Origin of the sequence: Streptomyces incanus, from assembly GCF_042656345.1 — a bacterium.
In the GTDB taxonomy this organism is placed as follows: domain Bacteria; phylum Actinomycetota; class Actinomycetes; order Streptomycetales; family Streptomycetaceae; genus Streptomyces; species Streptomyces incanus.
Genome location: NZ_JBHSPC010000003.1, coordinates 1 through 19,334, shown reverse-complemented (window position 1 = coordinate 19,334; position 19,334 = coordinate 1). Strand labels below are relative to the sequence as shown.

Below are 19,334 nucleotides of genomic sequence, written 5' to 3'. Positions count from 1 at the left end.
AGGACTCAGGCGGTGAACCGGATCCTTCCCGGCACCGCGTTCGGGTCACGCTGGGTCGTGCAGGAAGTGCAGGAAGTGCAGGAAGTGCGGCTGGTGCCGGCGGCACCAGTGGTACGGGACGTGACGGCGTCTGCCGTTCGGGAGCTGTGAAGAAGCCCCGGAGTGCCCGACAGGTATAGTCCACTTTCCGCCGACGGAGCAAGATCGAGCACAAGGTTCGCCGGTGGTCTTTTCCGAGTTGAGACCTGGCGGAAATATGAGCGGTCGTCGCGTTCCGCCACGGAAGAATCCTTGCCTCCGAGCCCGAACGCCGCATTCAACACCCTTGACACCACCCTTCACTTGACCCACTACTGGTGCTTGCGCAGCAATTCTGACAACGTTGTCCAACCCAGGGAGGGTGCTCGCGCATGCAGCACGGAGTTCGGCACAGAATGCGGCACAGATGGGGCCCGGCGGTCGTCGCGACGACCGCCTTTGCCGTGGCGGCGGCCTCCCCGGGCGTCGCGGTCGCACTGCCCGGGGCACCCGCGAAGGCGGACCGGGAGTTCGCTTCGTCGTTCGAGGCCGGGGAACCGGCCCCCGACTGGCTGAACACCGTCGACGCCCCACGGGGCGGCAAGAAACGCGCCTCGGGCGTCGACGGCGGCTACAGCAGCGGCATACCGGGCAACGTCACCGACCATGTCACGGACGTGCGCGCCAGCTCGGAGAACGCGGGCGCCGGGGAGGTGAAGGAGAACCTCGTCGACGGCGAGCCCAGCAGCAAGTGGCTGGCCTTCACGTCCACCGGCTGGGCCGAGTTCGACCTGGACGCACCGGTCGAGGTGGTCCGGTACGCGCTCACCTCGGCCAACGACTTCGCCCCGCGCGACCCACGGGACTGGACCCTGAAGGGTTCGGCCGACGGGGAGAACTGGACGACCCTCGACACCCGTTCGGGCGAGACGTTCGCGGAGCGGTTCCAGACCAAGGTCTACGACCTGGACGCGTCGGCCGTCGCCGGGTACCGGCACTTCCGGCTGGAGATCACGAAGAACGGCGGGGCGGACGCGCTCCAGCTCGCCGACGTCCAGTTCTCCACCGGCGACACCGAGGAGCCGGTCCCGCAGGACATGCTCTCACTGGTCGACCGCGGCCCGAGCGGCTCCCCGACGGCGAAGTCGGGCGCCGGATTCACCGGAAAGCGTGCACTGCGTTACGCCGGTCGGCACACGGCCGGGGAGCGGGCCTACTCGTACAACAAGGTCTTCGACGTCAATGTGAAGGTCGACCGCCGTACGGAGCTGTCGTACAAGATCTTCCCGTCGATGGCGGACGGCGACCTCGACTACGACGCCACGAACGTCTCCGTCGACCTGGCCTTCACCGACGGCACCTATCTGAGCGACCTGCGCGCCACCGACCGGCACGGCTTCCCGCTGACCCCGCGTGGGCAGGGCGACGCCAAGGTGCTGTACGTCAACCAGTGGAACAGCGTCGAGTCGGGGATCGGCTCGGTCGCGGCCGGCAGGACGGTCGACCGGATCCTGGTGGCGTACGACTCCCCCAAGGGGCCCGCGAAGTTCCGGGGCTGGCTGGACGACGTGTCGCTCAAGTCGGCGCAGCCCGAGCGGCCGAAGGCTCATCTGTCCGACTACGCGGTGACGACCCGGGGCACCAACTCCAGCGGTGGCTTCTCGCGCGGCAACAACTTCCCGGCGACCGCCGTGCCGCACGGCTTCAACTTCTGGACGCCGGTGACCAACGCCGGTTCCCTGAGCTGGCTGTACGACTACGCGCGCGGCAACAACGGGGACAACCTGCCGACGATCCAGGCGTTCAGCGCGAGTCATGAGCCGAGCCCGTGGATGGGCGACCGGCAGACCTTCCAGGTGCTGCCCTCCGCCGCCTCCGGCACCCCGAAACCGGGCCGCGAGGAGCGGGAGCTGGCCTTCCGGCACGAGAACGAGACCGCGCGGCCGTACTACTACGGGGTGCGGTTCGAGAACGGCCAGAAGGCGGAGATCGCGCCGACGGACCATGCGGCGGTCATGCGCTTCACCTACCCGGGCGACGACGCGAGCGTCCTGTTCGACAATGCCACCGGCCAGGCGGGGCTGACCCTCGACGAGGAGAACGGCACCTTCAACGGCTACTCGGACGTGAAGTCCGGGCTGTCCACGGGCGCCACCCGGCTGTTCGTGCACGGCGAGTTCGACAAGCCGGTGACGGACGGTTCCGCCGAGGGCGTCAAGGGCCACCTGCGGTTCGACGCGGGCAAGGACCGGACGGTCACCCTGCGCCTGGCCACCTCGCTGATCAGCGTCGACCAGGCGAAGGACAACCTGCGCCAGGAGATCCCCGCGGGCCGGTCCTTCGAGTCGGTCAAGCAGAACGCCCAGCGGCAGTGGGACAAGCTGCTCGGCAAGGTCGAGGTCGAGGGTGCCACGCCGGACCAGCTGACCACGCTCTACTCGAGCCTCTACCGGCTGTACCTGTACCCGAACTCGGGCTTCGAGAAGGTCGGCGGCACGTACCGGTACGCCTCCCCGTTCTCCAAGATGCCCGGGCCCGACACTCCGACGCACACCGGCGCGAAGATCGTCGACGGCAAGGTGTACGTCAACAACGGCTTCTGGGACACCTACCGGACCACCTGGCCGGCGTACTCCTTCCTGACCCCCGCCAAGGCGGGCGAGCTGGTCGACGGGTTCGTGCAGCACTACAAGGACGGCGGCTGGACCTCCCGCTGGTCCTCCCCCGGCTACGCCGACCTGATGACCGGCACCTCCTCGGACGTCGCGTTCGCCGACGCGTACGTCAAGGGCGTGGACTTCGACGCGGAGGCGGCGTACGACGCGGCGGTGAAGAACGCCACCGTCGTGCCCCCGTCGTCGGGCGTCGGCCGCAAGGGCATGGCGACCTCGCCCTTCCTCGGCTACACCGGCACCGAGACGCACGAGGGCCTGTCGTGGGCCCTGGAGGGCTACCTCAACGACTACGGCATCGCCCGGATGGGCGAGGCACTCCACAAGAAGACCGGCGACAGGCGCTACCAGGAGGAGTCCGCCTACTTCCTCGACCGGGCCCAGGAGTACGTCAACCTGTTCGACTCCAAGGCCGGTTTCTTCCAGGGGAAGAGCACGAAGGGCGACTGGCGCGTCGAGTCCTCGACGTACGACCCGCGGGTGTGGGGCTACGACTACACCGAGACGAACGGCTGGGGCTACGCCTTCACCGCCCCGCAGGACAGTCGGGGCCTGGCCAACCTGTACGGCGGGCGCGACGGCCTCGCGGACAAGCTCGACGAGTACCTCGCCACCCCGGAGACGGCTTCCGCCGAGTTCGTCGGCTCCTACGGCGGGGTCATCCACGAGATGACCGAGGCGCGGGACGTCCGGATGGGCATGTACGGGCACTCCAACCAGGTGGCCCACCACGCCCTGTACATGTACGACGCGGCCGGACAGCCCTGGAAGACCCAGAAGAACGTCCGTGAGGTACTGTCGCGGCTCTACACCGGCAGCGAGATCGGGCAGGGCTACCACGGGGACGAGGACAACGGCGAGCAGTCGGCCTGGTACCTGTTCTCCTCGCTCGGCTTCTACCCGCTGGTGATGGGCAGCGGCGAGTACGCCATCGGCTCCCCGCTGTTCAAGAAGGTGACCGTGCACCTGGAGAACGGCCGCGAGCTGGTCGTCAGGGCGCCGAAGAACAGCGCGAAGAACGTGTACGTACAAGGCCTGAAGGTCAACGGCCGGAGCTGGGACAAGACCTCGCTGCCGCACTCGGTGCTCGCCAAGGGCGGGGTCCTGGAGTTCGACATGGGCTCGCGGCCGTCGTCGTGGGGCACCGGCAAGAAGGCGGCACCCGTGTCGATCACCCAGGACGACACGGTGCCCACGCCCCGCGAGGACGTGCTGAAGGGCGGGGGCGCCCTGTTCGACAACTCCTCGGCGACCGGTGCCACGGTGTCCACGGTCGACCTGCCGGTGACCGGCGGGACGAAGGCGGTGCAGTACACGCTGACGTCCGCGGACCACACCGAGGCGCCCACGGGATGGGTCCTGCAGGGCTCGTCCGACGGCACGACGTGGAAGGACCTGGACAAGCGGGCGGACGACCCGGACACCTTCCGCTGGGACCGGCAGACGCGGGCCTTCTCGGTGGACAGGCCGGGGAAGTACGGCCACTACCGGCTGGTCCTCAGTGGTGAGGCGGCGCTGACGGAGGTGGAACTGCTGAGCTGAGCCGGCCGCGCGCCGCAAGCGGGTCCGGACCGTGGTGGCCCGGACCCGCTTCGTCGTGTCACCGGCGCGTCGTGTCACCGCCGCGCGCGGCACGGGTTCAGCCGTTCAGCCGACCCGGCAGGGCAGGCTCGTCGTACTGTCGCCGCCGGAGCCGGAGACGACATAGCCGAAGGTGGCGCTCTGTCCCGGATTCAGCGCGCCGTTGTAGTCGGCGTTGTGGACCATGACGGCCTGGCCCTGGTAGGTGGCGTTGCCGCTCCACAGACTGTCGATCCGCTGGCCGGCCGGGAGGGTCCAGTCGACCATCCAGCCGAGCATGGGGACGTCACCGCTGTTGGTGACGGTCACCTGGGACTGGTAGCCGCCGTTCCAGCTGCCCGTCGTGCTGCGGGTGGCGGTGCACCGGCCGGGAACGGGCTCGGTCGGGGGGTTGCCGGGCTCCTTGATGCCGGTCACCTCGCCGTTGCCGCCGTCGAAGACGACGTCGGAGCAGGAGTAGAAGGTCTCCGCGCTGTCCGAACGCTGCCAGACCATGTAGACGATGTGGCGGCCCGACTTGCCCCCCGGAAGCTTCCCGGTCCAGGAGTAGTTGGCATCGACGGTGCCCGGGGACCCCTTGAGCGGCGGGTGATCGACGGAGAGGAACGGCCGCTCCTCCATGTCGTTCCAGGTGAGGGTCCGGGTCGGGTCGAAGCCGTCCTTGGTGATGTACACGTAGAACCAGCCCGGGTGCGCGGCCCAGGCGTTGTAGGAGAAGTCGACGGTCGCACCCGAGGTGAGGTGGGTGAGCGGCCAGTCGTTACGCGGCTGGTTGAAGCCGGTGAAGCTGGTGTTGCCTCCGCTGCACAGCTGCCCGTCCGGCACGAAACCGCGGGTGCGGCCGGCGCCGTCGGAGCGCAGTACGGAGAACCAGTTGTAGAACGGCGTGGTGCCGCTGACCTGTGCCGCGGCCTTGCACGCCGGGTTGACCGGCTTGATCTCACCGGTGGCGGTCAGTCCGTCCTGCCAGCACAGGAAGGTCCGGCTGGCGGGCTTCATCGGCGTCCCGTGCGCCTCCGCCTCGCCGCCCGCGGTCATGACCAGGCCGACGGCCGGGATGGTGGCGAGCAGGGAGACGAGGACCAGGAAGAGGGTTCTGGTGCGGGTGGGGAGCGTGGGCCGGGGAGCGGTGCCGCCCCTCGCCCTTGTTCTCATTTTTGCCAGGATCATGACACACCTGTCCGTCGCTGCGAGTGCTACGGGTCACGGGTCGTGCGCATGGGTGCGTGCGCATGGGCGCGTGCGCATGGGCGCGCGTGCGTGTACATATGCGTGCATGTGCGTGCGCTGCACGCGTGGGGCCGAGCGAGACGGGAGCATCCCTGCGACGGGTTCCGGTCCGACGAAGGATGGGAGCGCTCCCATCTCACTCGTACGGGGAAGGTAGCGCCGGAGGCTCCGCTTGTAAACGGGTGGCGCAACGAGGGCGGCTCCAGCGTCGGTTACGCGCCATTCAGGACGGCTCGTCAAAAATCCGTTCGACGGCGGCGGCCGCCTGCGCTCCCTCGAGGAGTCTGACCACGCTCGCCAACACGCGGTCCCCGTGCGGGGCGTTCAGCGCCGCCCGGACCATCACCACCACGTCCTCGCGGAGCCGGGTACCGCGCAGGTCGACCGGGCGGTCCAACTGCTCCCCCAGGACGGACGCGAACTGCGCCCGGCCCTGTGGGTCCGCCATGCACGCCAACGTGCTCAACTCTCCGGTGAGGCGCAGGAACAGCGTCACCTTCCGGGAACGACGCGGAGAGCCGAAACGGAGAGCGGAACGGGAGTCCGGCTCTCCGGCCGGGCCGGGGGCGGTGAGGGCCGCGGAGGCGGCGGGTGCGGTGGAGGCTGCAGGTACGGCGGGGGCGGCGGGTGCGGCGAAGGCAGTAGGGGCGGCGGAGGCGGCACTGCCGCCCTCGCCCAGCTCCCGCGCCAACTCGGCCGCCACGCCCCGGCCTTCGAAGAGCTCCACCGTCCACAGCAGCGCACGCACACCGCCGTCCCGCTTCACCGCGGCCCGCGCCATCGTCGCCACGTCCTCCCGCAGCCGGACACCCCGCAGGTCGACACGGCGGCTCAGCTCCTCCCCCAGCACCATCGCGAACTCCGCCCGGCTCCGGGCGTCCTCCATGCACGCCAGTCCGCTCAGCGACTCGGCGATCAGCACCAGTGCGGGGAGCCGCGCGGAGGGAAGGCCGTCGCCCGGCGGAGGCACCGGGGCCACCGGCTCGTGTCCCGGCTCCTGCCCGTGCCCCTGTTCCTGCCGCTGCCCGCGCACCGAGCGCGCGACCACGACCCGGTGCTCCAGCTCGGCCCACATCTGGGGGCGCTGGGTGACCTGGGCCGCCTGCAGTTCGTCGTACACGTAGTCGTAGAGCTCGTGGACGCCGATCACCCCGTCCCCGTCGCGGTCCGCCTCGCCCGAGCGCAGGCCCTTGATGACGGCACCGGTGAACCGGGAGGGCTGCGGCTCCAGTTCGTCGAGTCGATCACCCTCCCAGGCGTATTCGGTGCGGTTGGTCGCGGTGAGCACCGCCCGGCCGTGTCCGGCGAGTTCGTCCCTGAGGTGCACCATCGTGTCGCCCTTGCTGCCCGGCAGGAAGGCGCCGCTGTAGCAGCAGTCCAGGAGCAGGATGATGGACCGTGCCCGGCACCGGCGCATCTGGAGGTGCAGGAACGCGGCGGGAACGGAAGTGGAGGCGAGCAGCCTGTGGTCGGTGTCGGTGGTGGCGAAGTGCAGTTCGCCGTTGTCGTTTTTGACGCCGTGGCAGGAGAGGTGGAGCAGGAGGACGTCATCCCGGCGGCGGTCGAGGAAGAAGAGTTCGACGGCCCGGGTCACCTCGTGGTGACGGCCGTCGACGACCCTGCTGACCTCGAAGTCGCCGATCAGCGGGTCCTCGAGCACCCGGGCCAGGCCGTGCGCGTCCCGGACGGGTGAACGGAGCTGTCTCAGCGCCTGGTTGTCGTAGCGGCCGGTGGCGACGAGCAGGGCGAAGCGGCCTGTGGACACGGTCGCCCCCTCAGCCCTCCGGCCCGGCACCGGGAGCGCCGGAGCTGTCGTCCGCGTCCCGGCCGCCGTCCTCACCCGTCGTGGCGCGGGCGGCCAGGAAGGCCTCGACGAGGCGCTGTTGGTCGGCGGCGGAGACGGCCTCCAGCTCCAGACTGTCCCCGCCCAGCGCGATGCTGACGGTACGCACCGGCCGGTTCTCGATCCAGGTCCGGACGAGACCCAGCACCGATCGGAGCGCGATGGGGGCCAGGGTCACCGCGAGTGCGCCGACGGCGATCGCGTCCGCCGGTTTGGCACCGGCGGGGACGTGACCGGAACGGGCCTGCTCGACCCGCTCGACGTCCAGCTCGAGCAGGCGCTCGCGCAGGTGCCGGGTCAGTTCGTCGAGCTCTTCCTGGTCACTGTCCGGACCTCCGGTCAGTACGAGTTGCATGCGCTCACTGCCGCGGCTCACCGCCACCCCCGTCGCCTGGTGATGCTCCAGCGTACAACGGGGGCCGGGACGTGGCCGGGCGGGGAAAGGACGGAGACGGGACCGGGACAAGGGCGGGACGGGAGCGGGACAAGGGCGAGGGCCGCACCCCGTCGGACGGGATGCGGCCCTCGACTGCCCTGCGATACCGCTTGCTTGCCGATCAGGTCACTTGCTGATCAGGCTGCGCAGCACGTACTGCAGGATGCCGCCGTTGCGGTAGTAGTCCGCCTCGCCGGGGGTGTCGATGCGGACGACCGCGTCGAACTCGACGCCCGTGTCGGTCGTGACCTTCACCGTGCTCGGGATGGTGCCGTTGTTCAGCTCGGTGACGCCGGTGAAGGAGAAGGTCTCCTCGCCGGTGAGGCCGAGCGTCTCGGCGGTGTGGCCCTCCGGGAACTGGAGCGGCAGGACGCCCATGCCGATGAGGTTCGAGCGGTGGATGCGCTCGTACGACTCGGCGATGACGGCCTTGACGCCGAGCAGCGCGGTGCCCTTGGCGGCCCAGTCGCGGGACGAGCCGGAGCCGTACTCCTTGCCCGCCAGGACGACCAGCGGGATGCCCTGGTCGATGTAGTTGCGCGAGGCGTCGTAGATGAACGAGACCGGGGCGTCGGCCTGCGTGAAGTCGCGCGTGTAGCCGCCCTCGGTGCCCGGCGCGATCTGGTTGCGCAGGCGGATGTTGGCGAACGTACCGCGGATCATGACCTCGTGGTTGCCGCGGCGGGAGCCGTAGCTGTTGAAGTCGCGGCGCTCGACGCCGTGCTCCGTGAGGTACTTGCCGGCCGGGGTGTCGGCCTTGATGGCGCCGGCCGGGGAGATGTGGTCGGTGGTGACCGAGTCGCCCAGCTTGGCCAGCACGCGGGCGCCGGCGATGTCCTCGACCGGGGCCGGGTCCATGCCCATGCCCTCGAAGTACGGGGGCTTGCGGACGTAGGTGGACTCGGTGTCCCACTCGAAGGTGTTGCCGGTCGGGATCGGCAGCGCCTGCCACTGGGCGTCGCCGGCGAAGACGTCGGCGTAGGACTTGGTGAACATGTCCTCGCCGATGGTGTTGGCGACGACGTCGTTGACCTCGGCCTCGCTCGGCCAGATGTCCTTGAGGAAGACGGGGTTGCCGTCCTGGTCCAGGCCCAGGGACTCGCGGGTGATGTCCACCTTCATCGAACCGGCGAGGGCGTAGGCCACGACCAGCGGCGGGGACGCCAGGTAGTTCATCTTGACGTCGGGGTTGATCCGGCCCTCGAAGTTGCGGTTGCCGGAGAGGACCGAGGTGACGGCGAGGTCGTGCTCGTTGACCGCCTTGGAGACCTCGTCCGGCAGCGGGCCGGAGTTGCCGATGCAGGTGGTGCAGCCGTAGCCGACCAGGTTGAACCCGACCTTGTCGAGGTACGGGGTCAGGCCCGCCTTGTCGAAGTAGTCGGTGACGACCTTGGAGCCCGGGGCGAGGGTGGTCTTGACCCACGGCTTGCGGGTCAGGCCCTTCTCGACCGCCTTCTTGGCCACCAGGGCGGCGGCGACCATGACGTACGGGTTGGAGGTGTTGGTGCAGGAGGTGATCGCGGCGACGGTGACGTGGCCGTGGTCGAGCTCGTACTCCGTGCCGTCGGCCGCGGTGACCTTCACCTTGTGGCTGGGGGCGCCGTTGGAGATGGCCGGGGCGTCGGAGGCCGGGAAGGACTCCTTGCTGGCCTCGTCGACGTCACCGCCGTCCTTGACGTAGTTGCGTACGTCCTGGGCGAACTGGGCCTTGGCGTCGGCGAGGACGATGCGGTCCTGCGGGCGCTTCGGGCCGGCGATGGAGGGCACGACGGTGGCCAGGTTCAGCTCGAGCTTCTCGGAGAAGTCGGGCTCGGCCTTCGGGTCCAGCCAGAGGCCCTGCTCCTTGGCGTACGCCTCGACGAGCGCGACCTGCTGGTCGCTGCGGCCGGTCAGGCGCAGGTAGTTCAGCGTCTCGTCGTCGATCGGGAAGATCGCGGCGGTGGAGCCGAACTCCGGCGACATGTTGCCGATGGTGGCGCGGTTGGCCAGGCTCGTCGCGGCGACGCCCTCGCCGTAGAACTCGACGAACTTGCCGACGACGCCGTGCTTGCGCAGCATCTCGGTGATGGTCAGCACCAGGTCGGTGGCGGTGGTGCCGGGCTGCAGCTCGCCGGTCAGCTTGAAGCCGACGACGCGCGGGATCAGCATGGAGACCGGCTGGCCGAGCATGGCGGCCTCGGCCTCGATGCCGCCGACGCCCCAGCCGAGGACGCCGAGGCCGTTGACCATGGTGGTGTGCGAGTCGGTGCCGACCAGGGTGTCGGGGTAGGCCTTGCCGTCACGGATCATGACGACGCGGGCCAGGTGCTCGATGTTCACCTGGTGGACGATGCCGGTGCCGGGCGGGACGACCTTGAACTCGTCGAAGGCGGTCTGGCCCCAGCGCAGGAACTGGTAGCGCTCCTTGTTGCGGCCGTACTCCAGGTCGACGTTCTGCTTGAAGGCGTCGTTGGTGCCGAACTTGTCGGCGATGACGGAGTGGTCGATGACCAGCTCGGCCGGCGCCAGCGGGTTGATCTTCGCCGGGTCACCGCCCAGCTCCTTGACGGCCTCGCGCATGGTGGCGAGGTCCACGACGCAGGGGACACCGGTGAAGTCCTGCATGATCACACGGGCCGGGGTGAACTGGATCTCCTCCGACGGCTGGGCCTGGGAGTTCCAGGAGCCGAGCGCGCGGATGTGGTCGGCGGTGATGTTCGCGCCGTCCTCGGTACGGAGCAGGTTCTCCAGCAGCACCTTCAGGCTGTAGGGAAGGCGTGCGGCGCCCTCGACCTTGTCCAGCCGGAAGATCTCGTACGACTCGTCGCCCACCTGCAGCGTGCTGCGGGCGTCGAAGCTGTTCGCCGACACGACAGTCTCCTTCATTGATGTGCGCGTACCATCACACCGCAACCCATGTGCGGCTACCGCCGCGTGGTGCCGCCACTGCGTCTCGACCGATCCGCTGAGGTAAGGCTGAGTTAGGTATCCCTTACCGGGCTGTGGCGACTGCGGTGCACCTCGGCTGATATCTCGATGTCGAGATAACTCTAATACACGACGGCCGCCAGGTCATGCGCGGGCCCGTTCGACCTGTCGCAGCGAAGGTAAGCGATCCTCACCAGAAACAGGTACGGGGCGCCTGTCGAAGCCGATCCGTGGCAAGCAGGGCCGAGTCCCCGCGCCGGGTCCCCGCGCCGAGTTCCCGGCCCGGCCTTCGGAAAGGCCCGCCCCGTGAGCCCGCCCGGGCTCCCCCGCCCCGCCGCGTACAGCTACTCCGGACCCTTCGCCCCGGTGCCCTCCGATGGCGGCTCGCCGAACCGCGCGAGCGTCAGCGACCCGGCCACCGCCACCGCGCAACCCGCGAACGCCAGCCCCTGCAGACCCTCGCGAGGCCGGTCGCCGAGCCATGCCACGCCCACCAGGGCGGGGCCGATCGTCTCGCCGAGCACCATGCCCGCTGTCGCCACCGTGACCGAACCACGCTGGAACGCCGAGGTGAGGAAGAGGAATCCGGTCGCTCCGCCCACCAGCAGCGCGTACGGCGCCGGGCCGATGAGGATTCCGGGGACGGCCAGGGAGTCGATCAGCCGGACGGCGACCTGGACCGTGCCGAACCCCAGACCCGCGCCGAGACCCAGCAGCAGGGCGCGCGGCCCGGCGGGGAGGCGGCCCAGCAGCGCGCCGGAGAGGAGGACCACGACGACGGTGGCCAGCAGCGACCAGCCCAGGGCCGCGGGCGCGGCGCGGTTGCCGGCCGGGCCGGACGCGAGGCCGATCATCGTCAGCCCCGCGCAGACCGCCGCGACCGCGCCCCACTGGGTCCGGCTCAGCCGGATGCCGAGCAGCCGGACGGCGGCCACGGCGGTGACCGCGAGGCTGGCGGCGAGCGCCGAGCCCACCGCGTAGAGCGGGATGGAGCGCAGCGCGACGATCTGGAAGAGGAAACCGATCCCGTCGAGGGCCAGGCCGGCGGCATAGCGCCACTGGCGCAGGGCGCGCGACAGCAGCGCGGGGTCGAGGCCGGAGCCGGTTCCGGGTTCCGCGGCGCGCGCGGCGACGGCCTGCAGGGCGGAGGCCGTTCCGTAGCAGATCGCCGAGGCGAGGGCGCAGATCATCCCGAGGAGCACGGGGGCACTGTAGAGCGGCGCAACTCACCGACAATGCCGTGGAGCGCGCATATGGCCCTTTCAGCTCCTATCGTCACATCCATGGGGCGTGCTCGGCCGGTTCGGCAGGCGGGAAGTGATCGGGGGAGCCGGTCGCGGCGCTGCTACCTGTCGGCGGTCTGGTATCTGCGGGCCGTGACGTTCGTCAACTTCCTGGCCGCGGTCTGGGTCTCGTTCGGCAACGACATCCGGCGGCACAACGACAACGAGTTCTTCACGCCCTACCTGCTGACGGCGGGGTTCTTCTCCGGCTCCGTCTCGCTCTTCCTGGCCGTCACCATGCGGCGTCGCAAGCGCGCGGCATGGATCCTCAATCTCGTGCTCGCCGGTCTGGTTCTGGTCCTGAGCGCCCTGGCGATGGGACTGCCGGTCTACCGGCAGCACGCCCAGAACTGGATCTCGGTGTTCCTCACCGCGCTCTTCGTCGCCGCTCTGCTCGGCGGGCGGCGCGAGTTCCGCGCGAAGGGCGACCGGTCCAACCCGAAGCTGGCGGCTTCGGTCGCCGTGGGGGGATTCCTGGCGTGTTCGCTGCTTGCCGCCGCGCTGGTCACGGTGACCAACACCGACCCGGACGCCGTGCGCTCCACCTTCCTGCAGCGCTGGCACTACGGGGTGCTCCGCATGATCTCCCTCGCCTACGAGGACGTTCACTTCGGGGCCATCACCACTCCCAGGTGGGCCAATGTGCTGATCAACATCATGAGCACGGCGCTGGTCCTGCTGGTCCTGTACGCGGCGTTCCGCTCCCGACGGGCCGTCGACGCCATGACCGGGGAAGACTGGCGAGGTCTGCGCGCGCTGCTGGAGCGGCACGGGGAACGCGACTCCCTGGGGTACTTCGCGCTGCGGCGCGACAAGAGCGTCGTCTGGTCCCCGTCGCGCAAGTCCGCCGTCACCTACCGGGTGGTGAGCGGGGTGTCACTGGCGTCCGGCGACCCGATCGGCGACCCGGAGGCGTGGCCGGGGGCGATCGACCGCTGGCTCGCCCAGGCCCGGGAGCACGGGTGGACCCCGGCCGTGATCGGGGCGAGCGAGGAGGGCGGCACGGTCTACACCCGGCACGGCCTGAACGCCCTGGAACTGGGCGACGAGGCGATTGTCGACCTCGGTGAGTTCACCCTCGAAGGCCGCGCCATGCGCGGTGTGCGCCAGGCTTACCACCGTATCGAGCGGGCGGGTTATGCCGTCCGGGTCCGCCGTCACGAGGACATCCCGCCACAGGAGATGGCCGAGCTGATCCGGCTCGCGGACGACTGGCGCGACGGTGAGACGGAACGCGGCTTCTCCATGGCGCTGGGCCGCCTCGGCGACCCGCAGGACGGCCGCTGCGTGATGGTGCTCTGTTGCGACGGGGAACGTCCGCGCGGCCTGCTCAGCTTCGTGCCCTGGGGCGACGAAGGGCTGTCCCTGGACCTGATGCGCCGGGACCGCGACTCCGAGAACGGCCTCTTCGAATTCATGGTGCTGAAGCTGATCCAGCACGCCGGGGAGTTCGGAATCCGTCAGGTCTCCCTGAACTTCGCGATGTTCCGCTCCGTCTTCGAGCGCGGCTCCCGGCTCGGTGCCGGACCGGTGCTGCGCCTGTGGCGCTCGTTGCTCAGCTTCTTCTCCCGCTGGTGGCAGATCGAGTCGCTGTACCACGCCAACGCCAAGTACCGGCCCATCTGGGAACCGCGGTACCTGCTCTTCGAGAAGAGCGCCGACCTGCTGCGCATCACCGTGGCGAGCGCCCGCGCCGAGGGTTTCCTCGAAGCACCGGGGCTGCCGAAATGGCTCAACCGGCAGCGCATGAGGAGTACGGACCCCGGGCCGTAGCCGGTCCCGGGCCCCGAATGCCGGTTTCGGGCCGACGCGACGGGGATTCGGGGTGTGTATCCGGTGCCGTGGTGCCACGCTGACCTGGTGATCAGCGAACGTGTCCCGCGGGCGGACGAGGGAGACGTCCCCCAGGCCCCGCCGGCACTCGGTCTGTTCCGGTCGGACACCGGGCCCGGTTCCCCGCACTGCGGGAGGACGACCCTCGCTCTGCGCCGCGCGGCGCACGCTTCCCTTCCGCGCCCACGGGGGACCGAGCGGCTGCCGTCGGGCCGTGCGCAGCGGTCGCCCAAAGCCCCCGGCCCGTCGCACAGCGGCCTTCGGGGAACCGCCCGGTGAGAACCGCGGCCATCCTCGTACGCCGGGAGTGGGGCCTGATGTGGGCGGCCGTACGCGCCGGGCTCGCCGGCCGAGGGTGGCGGGCGATTCCACTGACGCTCACCGCTCTCTGCCTCATCGTCCTCTTCCAGGTGGCGCAGCAGCCGCGGAACCGGTACTGGGGCCACGGGCTCGTTCAGGACATCGGCTTCGTACGGGCGGCCGACCCCTGGTGGCTCGAGCTGGCGCGTATCCCCCTGTCGCTGTTCGTACCGGCCGCGGACCTACCGGTGTGGGGCGCGCTGGCACAGGTACTGCTGGTCTTCGGGATCGCGGAGATCACGCTGGGACGGCGACGGACGCTGCTCATCGCCTACGTCTGCACGCTGGCCGGCGTCCTGTACGCCCGGATCGGCATCGCGATCGGCCCGGACGGGGCGCTCGGGTTTCCGGCAGCCGACGCCCAGGCCGTCGACACCGGCCCGTCGGGCGCGGTGGTCGGCCTCGCGATCTGCCTCTGCCTGCGCTTCCGCGCCTGGTTCACCGGGACCCTGGTCATCGTGGCCATGGTCGTCGAGGCGGTCGTCAAGCCCGATCTCGCGGGCAAGGAGCACCTGGTGGCGATCGTGGCAGCGTTGGCGGTGTCCGCGCTCTCGGAGTTCTCGGCGCTGCGGCGTCGGCGCCTGTCCGCCGGCGGTGGGGACGGCGACGCGGGCCGGTCCGGGGCGCCACCGGCCGGGACCTGAGTCCCCTGCCGGACGAACCGCGAGCCCTACGCCTGTCGGGACTCCGTTCGGAGCAAGTTCTGCCGTGCCGGAGTGCTCGGGCAGGTGCCGGGAAAGGGAGAAGGGGGTCAGCGGGATGCGCCAGAACGACTGCGCGTCCCGTCCTCACCGGAGCGAGGTTGCGTGTCAGATGCCGGCGTCCGCCACGCCTGAGGTGTTATCGAAGCCGGGTCTCCGGCGAGACATCGGGCTGATCGGCCTCATCTGGACCTCCGTGGGGTCCATCATCGGCTCCGGCTGGCTGTTCGGCGCGTTGTTCGCCGCGCAGGCGGCCGGGACCGCCGCCCTTGTCTCCTGGGGGATCGGGGCACTGGCGATCACTGTTCTGGCGTTCGTCCACGCGGAACTGGGGGCCATGTATCCGGTCGCGGGAGGCACCGCGCGCTTCCCGCACTACGCCTTCGGCAGCGTGGCCGGGGCCTCCTTCGGCTGGTTCTCCTGGCTGCAGGCCGTCGCTACGGCCCCGATCGAGGTCATGGCGTCGCTGAACTACCTCAGCGTCCACGCCGACTGGGTACAGACGGGGGAGAACCAGCTGACTGCCGCCGGGTACGGGCTGGCCGTCGCCTTCATGGCCTTCTTCGTCCTCGTCAACTTCTTCGGCATCCGCTGGCTCGCCCACACCAACAGCCTGGCCACCTGGTGGAAGATCGCCGTCCCCGTGCTCACCATCGTCGTCCTGGCGGGGACCACCTTCCACGGGAGTAATTTCGGCCACCAGGGCTTCGCCCCGTTCGGCGTCCAGGGTGTGCTCTCCGCCGTCAGTACCGGCGGGATCATCTTCGCGCTCCTCGGCTTCGAACAGGCGGACCAACTGGCGGGGGAGAGCCGCAACCCGGCACGGGACATCCCACGGGCGGTGATCGGCTCGATCGTCCTCGGCGCCCTCCTCTACCTGGCACTCCAGGTGGTCTTCATCGGGGCCCTGCCACAGAGCGCCTTCGTCCACGGCTGGGCCGATCTGTCCTTCACCGACAAGGCGGGGCCGTTCGCCGGACTGGCTCTGTCCGCCGGGCTGGGCTGGCTCGCCGCGCTGATCTACATCGACGCGGTCGTCTCACCGACCGGCACGGGCCTGATCTACAGCACCGCCGCCTCCCGGGTGTCGTACGGTCTCTCCCGCAACGGTTATGTGCCCGCGGTCTTCGAACGGACCACCGCGCGCGGGGTTCCCTGGTTCGGTCTGCTCTTCGCCTTCGCCGTCGGGCTCATCGTCTTCCTGCCGTTCCCCACCTGGCAGAAGCTGGTCGGCTTCGTCACCTCCGCCAGCGTGCTGATGTACGCGGGCGCGCCGCTCGCCTTCGGGTGTCTGCGCAGGCAGGACCCGGGCCGGCGCCGTCCGTACCGCCTTGCGGGCGGCATGTTCTGGGCGCCCGTCGCCTTCATCGTGTCCAACCTGATCATCTACTGGGCGGGCTGGGACACCCTGTGGCGGCTCGGTCTGGCGATCGTGCTCGGCTATGTGCTGCTGGGCGCCTCGGCGCTGCTCGGGCAGGATCCGAGGGTCCCGCACCTGGACTGGCGCTCCGCGCAGTGGCTGCCGGCGTATCTGGTGGGCCTGGGCCTGATCTCCTGGCAAGGTGGCTACTGCAGCGGCGGGCCTGCCTCGTCGGTGTCCTGCGGCGCGACCGGAGCCCTGCCCTTGTGGTGGGACATGGCGATCATCGCGGTGTTCAGTCTGCTGATCTACTTCTGGGCGCAGTCGGTCCGTCTCCCCGACGAGGAGAGCCAGGAGTACATCGGGTCGGTCGAGGCACTGCCCGGCCGCTGACCCGAGGCCGCGGACGGCCCCGGCATCCCCGTGCGGGTGTGCCCCGCGTGGCCGTCGGCCCTGCCCGGCTCTTCGCCGCGCCCTGGCCTACAGCCCTTCCCGTGTCCTTGGGGATGGTGCGGGAAGCGGAAGTACGGTCACACGCAGTGGGAGATCGCCTCGACCGGGTACCGGTGGCCCTGGTACGACGGCGACGCGGACGACCCGAGCGAACCCCTCCCGGCACGACCGACCACAAGGTCGTCCCACGCCGGTCAGCCGACGTGGCAATGCCCGGTGGAGGCGCTGCTGATTCCCGGTGGACCGGGCCGGCCGCTGTCGACGGTGCGGTGGGGTGCGGTCAGCGGAAGACGCCGGTGTGGCCGAGCGAGTAGCGGCCGGGCTGCGGGTAGACGGCCAGCCCGTGAGGTCCGCTGCCGACCGGGATCCTGGCCAGCTGCTTGCCGCTGGTGGTGTCGATCGCGTACACCTCGGCGTCGTAACGCCCGGACAGCCACAGCACCTTGCCGTCCGCGGACACTCCGCCCATGTCGGGGCTGCCGCCGTCGGGCAGGTGCCACTTCTCGGTCAGCTTGTCGGCTGCGAAGTCGAAGACGGAGACCGATCCCTCGCCCCGGTTGGTGATGTACATCTGCCTGGAGTCGCGGCTGATGTAGAGCCCGTGGCAGCCCTTGCCGGTGGGCAGCAGTTTCGGGGTGGTGAACTTCTCGGCGTCGAGCACCCACACGCCGTGCGCCATCATGTCGGCGATGTAGAAGGTCTTGCCGTCCGGCGAGAGTTTGACGTCCTGCGGCATCGCGCCCTGCATCGGCAGCTTCTGCTGCCCTACGACCTTCATCTTCTCCGTGTCGACCTTGAGGAGTTCGCCGGAGAACTCGCAGGAGACGATGAAGTACCGTCCGTCCGCCGTGAAGTCGGCGTGGTTGACGCCCGCGCAGCTCACCGGGACGGCCTTGGCCCGGTCCATGGTCTTCGGGTCACGGAAGACCAGTTCACGGTCCATCGAGGCCATGACGACGGCGTACTTGCCGTTCGGGGTGAAGTAGAGGTTGTACGGGTCGGAGACCTTCACGGTGCGGCCGGTCTTCCCGGTGGCCGGGTCGATGGCCGTGAGGCTGTCGCCGAGGTCGTTGTTGACCCAGAGGGTCTTCATGTCCCAGGACGGGACGACATGCTGCGGCTGGTTGCCGACGGGGATGGTCTCGATGACCTTGTACGTCGACGGGTCGATCACCGACACCGTGTGGGAGCCGGTGTTGGGGACGTACACCCGGGACGGGAAGTCCTTGACCGCCGGTGCGAGCTTTCCCGCCCGGTCGGCCGCGTAGATGTCCTTCGGGTCGAGCACGGGCGGCATCCCGGGCAGTCCCGGCGAGGGCTCGGCCCGCCCGGGCTCGGTCGGCGCCGCGGCCTCGGTGCGGGACTGCGCGGGCCGGCCTTCGCCGCCGGCGCAGGCGGTCAGCGCGGCGACGAGCACGCCCGCGAGCAGGGCGGCGGCGGTGATGGTGGCGGTGGTGGTGGTGGTGGTGGTGGTGGTGGTGGTGGTGCGCGAGGAGGGAAGCATCAGGTCAACAGCTCCGTGGTCGTCACCGCGTGCAGTCGGCGCCGGCTGATTTCGGTGAGCAGGAGGGGCAGTGCGGCAACCGTGTCCGGGTAGCCGAAGTGCAGGCTGACCACGGACCCGTTACGCAGTTCGCCGGCGACCTTGCGGGTGACGGCGGCGACGCCCGGAGAGGTGAAGTCGAGGGAGTCCACGTCGTAGGAGAGGACGTGCGGGTAGCCGGCCCGGCCGGCGAGGCGCTGGACGAGCGGGGTGGCGTACCGGGTGCGCGACGGGCGGAACCAGGTGCCGATGGAGCCGGTGAGGCGGCGCAGGCGTTCGGCACAGCCGGTGATCTCGGCGTACGCCTGCGTCTCGTCCATCGTGGAGATGTCGAGGTGGCTCTGGGTGTGGTTGCCGAGGTCGTGGCCGCCGTCGAGGATCCGGCGGGCCATGGCGGGGTGGTCGTCGAGCCAGCTGCCGACGGCCAGGACGGTGAGCCGGGCTCCGGTCCGTTCGGCTTCGGCGAGGACGGTGCGGGCGAGGGCGGGGTCGCCCTGGCCGTGGAAGGTGAGGGCGACGCGGGCGCGGTCGCGGGGGCCGTACTCGATCTGGACCGGGCGGCCGGGGAAGCGGTGGGGAGCCGGTGCGGGGCGTACGGCGCCCGGGACCTCCCGCGCGTGGGGAGGCGGGTCATCGTGGGCAGGGGGAGCATGAGCGGTGCCACGGTCGTCCGTACAGCCTGCGGTGAGTGCGCCTGCCAGGAACGCCCCGGCGCCCGAGCGCAGGGCGCTGCGGCGGTGCACCGGTGTCTCGCGACCGTTCATGTGCACACCGTAAGGCGGAATGATCGGAATGTACGCATTGAAGCTTTCACTACAGGGTCAGTGAAACATCCCATGAGACCCATGGTTACGTACCGAAAACCAGGTAGGCGACACGCCGCGCCTAAGATTCATTTCCCATGCGGGGATGAATGGAAATAATTGCCAGCTTTGCCGCTTTGGCGTAGGGGTCCCCCATTTGCCCTAGTCGGTGGCACGACCCCTGGTGGCTCGAGCTGGCGCGTACCCCCCTGTCGCTGTTCCTGCCGGCCGCCGACCTACCGGTGTGGGGCGCACTGAGCCTTTCCCAGTAATGGATCGTGTCGTTGTGTGATCGTTCAGATGGTGCGGTC

12 protein-coding genes are annotated in these 19,334 nt (G+C 69.9%); 5 read left to right on the top strand and 7 right to left on the bottom strand.

Going from position 1 to position 19,334, the window contains the following annotated elements; all coding sequences use genetic code 11:
• Positions 1-12 precede the first annotated feature (12 nt).
• Together ACFP2V_RS00680 and ACFP2V_RS00675 are read left to right on the top strand one after the other, a co-directional pair.
• Positions 13-150, top strand: a complete 138-nt coding sequence (locus tag ACFP2V_RS00680; RefSeq protein WP_381204305.1) for a hypothetical protein — start codon at positions 13-15, stop codon at positions 148-150.
• A 284-nt stretch (positions 151-434) separates the two neighbouring features.
• Positions 435-4,232 (top strand): GH92 family glycosyl hydrolase, encoded by a 3,798-nt coding sequence (locus ACFP2V_RS00675; RefSeq protein ID WP_381204304.1) that lies wholly within the window; start codon positions 435-437, stop codon positions 4,230-4,232.
• 105 nt (positions 4,233-4,337) lie between these two features.
• On the opposite strand, the gene ACFP2V_RS00670 is transcribed toward ACFP2V_RS00675, so the two are convergent.
• The 5 genes from ACFP2V_RS00670 to ACFP2V_RS00650 form a co-directional block, all read right to left on the bottom strand.
• Positions 4,338-5,426 (bottom strand): lytic polysaccharide monooxygenase auxiliary activity family 9 protein, encoded by a 1,089-nt coding sequence (locus tag ACFP2V_RS00670; RefSeq protein WP_381204303.1) that lies wholly within the window; start codon positions 5,424-5,426, stop codon positions 4,338-4,340.
• Between the two features lie 298 nt (positions 5,427-5,724).
• Complete coding sequence (locus ACFP2V_RS00665; RefSeq protein ID WP_381204302.1) at positions 5,725-7,266, bottom strand: caspase, EACC1-associated type; 1,542 nt, start codon at positions 7,264-7,266, stop codon at positions 5,725-5,727.
• A gap of 10 nt (positions 7,267-7,276) precedes the next feature.
• Positions 7,277-7,720, bottom strand: a complete 444-nt coding sequence (locus ACFP2V_RS00660) for a hypothetical protein (protein ID WP_381204301.1) — start codon at positions 7,718-7,720, stop codon at positions 7,277-7,279.
• A gap of 186 nt (positions 7,721-7,906) precedes the next feature.
• Positions 7,907-10,630 carry an aconitate hydratase AcnA gene (acnA, locus tag ACFP2V_RS00655; protein WP_381204300.1) on the bottom strand — a complete coding sequence of 908 codons (2,724 nt, stop codon included), beginning with the start codon at positions 10,628-10,630 and terminating at the stop codon, positions 7,907-7,909.
• 401 nt (positions 10,631-11,031) lie between these two features.
• Positions 11,032-11,877: a hypothetical protein gene (locus ACFP2V_RS00650; protein ID WP_381204352.1), complete on the bottom strand. Its 846-nt coding sequence runs from the start codon at positions 11,875-11,877 to the stop codon at positions 11,032-11,034.
• Between the two features lie 93 nt (positions 11,878-11,970).
• On the opposite strand from ACFP2V_RS00650, the gene ACFP2V_RS00645 reads away from it, so the two are divergent.
• The 3 genes from ACFP2V_RS00645 (at position 11,971) to ACFP2V_RS00635 (ending at position 16,617) form a co-directional block, all read left to right on the top strand.
• Positions 11,971-13,743: a phosphatidylglycerol lysyltransferase domain-containing protein gene (locus tag ACFP2V_RS00645; RefSeq protein WP_381204299.1), complete on the top strand. Its 1,773-nt coding sequence runs from the start codon at positions 11,971-11,973 to the stop codon at positions 13,741-13,743.
• 335 nt (positions 13,744-14,078) lie between these two features.
• Positions 14,079-14,807, top strand: a complete 729-nt coding sequence (locus ACFP2V_RS00640) for a hypothetical protein (RefSeq protein ID WP_381204298.1) — start codon at positions 14,079-14,081, stop codon at positions 14,805-14,807.
• Positions 14,808-14,976: 169 nt separating this feature from the next.
• Positions 14,977-16,617 carry an APC family permease gene (locus tag ACFP2V_RS00635; protein WP_381204297.1) on the top strand — a complete coding sequence of 547 codons (1,641 nt, stop codon included), beginning with the start codon at positions 14,977-14,979 and terminating at the stop codon, positions 16,615-16,617.
• Between the two features lie 340 nt (positions 16,618-16,957).
• Here ACFP2V_RS00635 and ACFP2V_RS00630 read toward each other — a convergent pair whose 3' ends face one another.
• Together ACFP2V_RS00630 and ACFP2V_RS00625 are read right to left on the bottom strand one after the other, a co-directional pair.
• On the bottom strand, positions 16,958-18,181 hold the full coding sequence (locus tag ACFP2V_RS00630) for a YncE family protein (RefSeq protein ID WP_381204296.1): 1,224 nt from the start codon (positions 18,179-18,181) through the stop codon (positions 16,958-16,960).
• Positions 18,181-18,984 (bottom strand): polysaccharide deacetylase family protein, encoded by an 804-nt coding sequence (locus ACFP2V_RS00625; protein ID WP_381204295.1) that lies wholly within the window; start codon positions 18,982-18,984, stop codon positions 18,181-18,183. The genes ACFP2V_RS00630 and ACFP2V_RS00625 overlap by 1 nt, the downstream gene beginning before the upstream one ends.
• Positions 18,985-19,334 lie beyond the last annotated feature (350 nt).

Bases quoted from the DNA above. Each gene is read 5' to 3' on its own strand.
- ACFP2V_RS00675 (WP_381204304.1), top strand. From the start codon at position 435: ATGCGGCACAGATGGGGCCCGGCGGTCGTCGCGACGACCGCCTTTGCC.
- ACFP2V_RS00670 (WP_381204303.1), bottom strand. From the start codon at position 5,426: ATGAGAACAAGGGCGAGGGGCGGCACCGCTCCCCGGCCCACGCTCCCC.
- ACFP2V_RS00650 (WP_381204352.1), bottom strand. From the start codon at position 11,877: ATGATCTGCGCCCTCGCCTCGGCGATCTGCTACGGAACGGCCTCCGCC.
- ACFP2V_RS00645 (WP_381204299.1), top strand. From the start codon at position 11,971: ATGGGGCGTGCTCGGCCGGTTCGGCAGGCGGGAAGTGATCGGGGGAGC.
- ACFP2V_RS00635 (WP_381204297.1), top strand. From the start codon at position 14,977: ATGCCGGCGTCCGCCACGCCTGAGGTGTTATCGAAGCCGGGTCTCCGG.
- ACFP2V_RS00630 (WP_381204296.1), bottom strand. From the start codon at position 18,181: ATGCTTCCCTCCTCGCGCACCACCACCACCACCACCACCACCACCACC.
- ACFP2V_RS00625 (WP_381204295.1), bottom strand. From the start codon at position 18,984: ATGAACGGTCGCGAGACACCGGTGCACCGCCGCAGCGCCCTGCGCTCG.